Raw genomic sequence first — 1,188 nt, 5'->3', positions numbered from 1 at the left:
GACACTGCGAGGCATCAAGCAGGAGCAAGCCGAGATGAAGCCGATCCCCGAGGACTACCTCAGCCCCGAAGCACAAGAAGTCATCGCCGGCGCGCGCGCGCTGGCGCCGAAGCTGGCCGAGCGCGCCGCGGCGGCCGAGCAGGCCGGCATGGTGCCCAGCGAGAGCGTGGCCGAGATGCAGGCCGCGGGGCTGTTCCGGGTGCTGCAGCCCAAGCGCTGGGGCGGGCTCGAGCTCGACCCGCGCGTGTTCTACGAGGTGCAGATGGCGCTGGCCGCGGGCTGCATGTCCAGCGCCTGGATCTACGGCGTGATCGGCGTGCACAACTGGCAGCTCGCGCTGTTCCCCGAGGCGGCCCAGCGCGATGTCTGGGAGGCCGGCAGCGCGACGCTGATCGCCTCGACCTACATGCCCATGGGCCGCGCCGAGAAGGTGGAGGGCGGCTGGCGCTTCTCGGGGCGCTGGAGCTTCTCCAGCGGCGTGGATCACTGCGACTGGATCTTCCTGGGCGCCCTGCTGCCCAGGCGCGACGGCAGCGCGGGGCTGGAGCACGCCACCTTCCTGCTGCCCAAGAGCGACTACCGCATCCAGCGCAACTGGGACGTGATGGGCCTGCGCGCCACGGGCAGCCACGACATCGTCGTCGAGGAGGCCTTCGTGCCCGAGCACCGCACCCAGCGCACCAACGACGCCAGCGACGCCGCCTGCCCGGGGCGCGCGCTGAACCCGGGCTGGCTCTACCGCATCCCCTTCATCCAGGTGTTCCAGCGCGCGGTCTCGACGGCCTGCATCGGGGCGCTGGAGGGGGCGATCGCGGAGTTCCGCCGCCACGCGGCCGCCCATGTGGGCAGGCATGGCAACAAGACGGCCGAGGACCCCAACGCGCAGCAGGCGGTGGCGGAGGCGATGATCGCGGCCGACCAGCTGAGGCTGGTGCTGCTGCGCAACTTCGCGGCCATCGTGGACAACGCCAGGCAGGGCGGGCAGCTCATGCCGGTGGAGCAGCGGCTGCTGCAGCGTGCGCAGTCGGCGCTGGTGCCCAAGCTGTGCGCGCAGCAGCTCAATGAACTGCTGAGGGCGCAGGCGGCCACGGGCTGCTACCGGGGCAACCCGATCGAGCGGATCTTCCGCGACGTGCACCAGGCGCGCGGGCATTACGCGAACAACACCGATGCCTATGCGCGCGCTCA

Annotated in this window: 1 protein-coding gene; it reads left to right on the top strand. The window is 71.4% G+C overall.

Features of this window, described 5'->3' with window-relative positions:
- Positions 1-34: 34 nt before the first annotated feature.
- Positions 35-1,188, top strand: a 1,154-nt coding sequence (locus AC07OQ_RS24440; protein ID WP_495055737.1) for an acyl-CoA dehydrogenase family protein, incomplete at its 3' end; no start/stop codon positions are given.

The sequence above is a fragment of the Roseateles sp. GW821-FHT09B06 genome (assembly GCF_059418245.1).
This window is presented reverse-complemented; position numbering and strand designations above follow the sequence as displayed.